Annotated in this window: 3 protein-coding genes; all 3 read right to left on the minus strand. The window is 43.3% G+C overall.

All coding sequences use genetic code 11. From position 1 onward, the window contains the following. A partial coding sequence (locus tag BCT81_RS26690; RefSeq protein ID WP_157938895.1) for an AAA family ATPase occupies positions 1-955 on the minus strand: 955 nt, incomplete at its 3' end. A gap of 5 nt (positions 956-960) precedes the next feature. Beyond that, on the minus strand, positions 961-2,214 hold the full coding sequence (gene sbcD, locus BCT81_RS26695) for an exonuclease subunit SbcD (RefSeq protein ID WP_102426420.1): 1,254 nt from the start codon (positions 2,212-2,214) through the stop codon (positions 961-963). A 187-nt stretch (positions 2,215-2,401) separates the two neighbouring features. Next, positions 2,402-2,980, minus strand: a complete 579-nt coding sequence (locus BCT81_RS26700) for a porin family protein (RefSeq protein WP_061031893.1) — start codon at positions 2,978-2,980, stop codon at positions 2,402-2,404. Positions 2,981-3,401 lie beyond the last annotated feature (421 nt).

The following is a 3,401-nucleotide window of genomic DNA, read 5'->3' on the forward strand; positions in this document are numbered from 1 at the left end:
GCTTGGTACTGTTATCTAGGTTAATCTGCGTAAGATTGAGCTCATGCTCGCAGCGTTTTAGGTCTTTGTGCAACGGTCGCAATTTCTCAGCAGGTTCGTTGTTTGCCAAACGAACTAAGGATGATTGGTTTTGCTCTAAATCACCTTGCGCTGTTTTTAAATCCTGTTCACTGGTCGCAATAGTATGCTGCGCTTTGGTGACGTCTTTCCACCAGCTAAGGTGAGCTTGCCACTCTTTTAATTGTTCTGCTAAACGTTTCTGTTCAGCTTCTAACGTCTCACGCTCTGTTGTCAGCTCTTGAATTTGCTCATCAGACAGTAAACTCACACCCTCAGCTTTTGCTTTCAGGTGATTGAGCGACTCTTCACTCGACTTGAAGTGATCGTAAATACGTTCTGAAATCAGGCTATAAACTTCAGTACCAGTAAGTTCTTCCAACAATTCGGCACGATCATTCGCGTTAGCATTTAAGAAGGCAGCAAATTCGCCTTGAGAAAGCATGATCGACTTAGTAAAGCGTGAGAAGTCCAAACCAGTCACCTGCTCAACCAACTTGGTCTTCTTGGTCAGCATGGTTTCTAAGACTTTATCAGTGTCTGCATCTGCAAATTCACATGTTGGCGTCTGCAGTGCGCCATCGTGCTTGCCGTGAGCTCGCTTTTGGTGGAAGTTGGAACGGTAAGTTTTACCCTGCACTTCAAATTCAAGTTCAGCGAAACACTCACCTGTACCGCGAGTCATCAGCTCGTTATTGCCTTTAGCTATGCTTTTCAAACGAGGTGTGCGGTGGAATAGCGCCAAACAAATTGCATCCAGAATAGTCGTTTTACCCGCACCGGTTGGGCCCGTGATTGCAAACAGGCCGTTTTCTGCAAACGGTGATTGGGTGAAATCGAGCTTCCAACGCCCTTTCAAAGAGTTAAGGTTTTCAAATTCTAGGCTTAAAATCTTCATACTCGTTACTCTTCTACTTTGTTTGTTGCTTGAGCGATTTCAGACACTTCGACCATGACTTGCTTAAACTTCACCGTCATTCGCTCTAAGCGGGCTTTTTCAGATTCAGTTTCGAACTCTTCTAAGGCAATACGCTTGGTAAACACATCCATTGGGCTAAGTTCAGACAGAGTTTCTGCTGATTCTTGCTCCAACGCTTGGTTGCGACGCTCTCTTGCACGGCGTAGTTGAAGTACTTCCACATTCAAGCCTTCAGTCAATGCACGCATACGTTCTTGTAGATCAGATAGGTAATCTTGAGCCTGAACCTCTATCGACAACCACACGCTTTGTTCGCCATCCAAACCAATATATTGATTCAGTTGAGACTCTATCTCGCTCAAGTCGCCTTTAATTTCGGCCAACGGTTGGAAAGTTGGAACGGCTAATTGAGAAATGGTTCGTTCGCCTTCAGCAAACTCGACCACGCAAACCTGCTTCTGAGATTTAAGCTCATCAAAGCTCAGTGGGATTGGAGAACCGGAATAACGAATGTATTCACGCTTAGCCACCACTTGTGGGCGGTGAATATGACCAAGAGCAATGTAGTCGGCATCTGGGAAGCCATCCGCAGCAAAGCCATCTAGGTTACCAACGTAAATATCACGTACAGAATCTGACTGTTGCACGCCCATTGCAGTAAGGTGTCCCGTAGCGATGATTGGTATGTGCTCGTGGTTTTCATAGGTAGCACGCTTAGCGACTGCCGCCTCATAAACACTTTGGTAGTGCTGCTTGATTGCATCGCCAAGCTGTTTTTGACGCTCTACGCCAGATACACCAGCTTGACTGGTCAGCACATCACGTGGGCGGATAAAAGGAATAGCACACACAAGCGCTTCTACATCACCCGTTTTGCCCTTTAGTTCAACAACCTGAGTCGCATGATCTTCGTTGGTATTTGGGATGACGTCAGCCCCCATGTATTTGAGCAGCTGTTGTGTCTCTTTCAGAACTGAAACGGAATCGTGGTTTCCGCCTAGCAGTACCAATTGACAGCCAATCTTGTTCGAATCGACGACAAACTTGTTATACATCTCACGAGCGTAACTTGGTGGCGTACTGGTATCGAAAATGTCACCAGCAACGATGATCGCATCGATGTCATGTTCAGTAACTTGCTCAAGTAACCATTGTAAGAAACGTTCATGTTCATTCTTACGGCTTTTGTTGTAGAAGTTTTGGCCAAGGTGCCAATCGGACGTGTGAAGAATCTTCATTGCTGCTCACTGGAAGTCGGTAATACCTATAATCTACCAAAATCGCCCATACAATTCCCTTTTATAAGCTTGCGAAAAGCAACTAATTTTATGCATGAACGCATCATGAGTTATAGCTACAAAAAAGCCGCTCATAATCAGAGCGGCTTTCGTATCAACTATAAACAATTTCAGATCTCAACATGCGTTAGAAATTGTAAGAAGCACCTAGTGTTACTGTACTAAATGCTACATCTCGGCTGCTTAGACGTACTTTATTACCGTTAATATAAGCGAAGTTTTCAACGTTCACGGCGTCAGCTTGTGAGATCAAACGAAGTGTTAGGTTCTCTACTGGCGTGTATTCAACACCAACACCGAAGTGGAAGCCTGCGCCGGAGTCATCACCATAGAAAGCACTGTTGCTTGAGTTCAAATCTACGTAGCTTAAACCCGCTAGTACAAATGGACGGATTGAGTTATCGAAAGTGTAACCAACATTCGCAGCTACTGAGAGGGACGTTGGTGAAAGCTTCTTTTGACCAAATAACTCATAATCAGCGTAGTCCGTGTAGCCTAGTTCGATACCGACAATACGGTTGAACTGATAACCGCCATAAAGGTTGTAACCCATGCCGTCAGAATCTAAATTAGCGCCACCGTCCGTGTCTGAATCTTGATATACACCAAGGCCAGCACCAATGTATGGACCACCCTCAATACCAGCAGCAAATGTAGGAAGTGAAACCAAGCCAACCAGGCCTAATAGAAATGTTGATTTAAGCATGAAAATACCCTTTTTAGTTTGTTCCACAGTACCGTTCATCAACTATTAATAGGTTTCCGACACTATTCCAACGGTTGCGATACTGTTTAAATAAATTATTCAAGCGACTCCTAACAAACAATAAAACACTGTTCATTTGCGGAGTGATTGGGAAATTATCACGACAACTTTCATTCACCAAGCGAATAATTGGCGAATTTTATATAGTCTTATTTATGAGACAAAATAGAGCAAAAGCAAAAAAACAACTAAGCGTTACAATATCCACATTGCATCTATCATAAACAAATACATTTAAATCAGTAATTTAATCACACATGCAGTCATATAAAGTGGCTTATATATACTAGCTATTACTTAACTCTCCCCTTCCTAGAAAACAAAAAACTCACACTATTGATTAATAGAGTGAGCTTTATTT

This window comes from Vibrio sp. 10N.261.52.A1, from assembly GCF_002876325.1.
Lineage (GTDB): Bacteria > Pseudomonadota > Gammaproteobacteria > Enterobacterales > Vibrionaceae > Vibrio > Vibrio chagasii.

What these genes read in the sequence shown, in the direction of transcription:
- BCT81_RS26700 (WP_061031893.1), bottom strand. Translation starts at nt 2,980, where the DNA reads ATGCTTAAATCAACATTTCTATTAGGCCTGGTTGGCTTGGTTTCACTT.
- sbcD (WP_102426420.1), bottom strand. Translation starts at nt 2,214, where the DNA reads ATGAAGATTCTTCACACGTCCGATTGGCACCTTGGCCAAAACTTCTAC.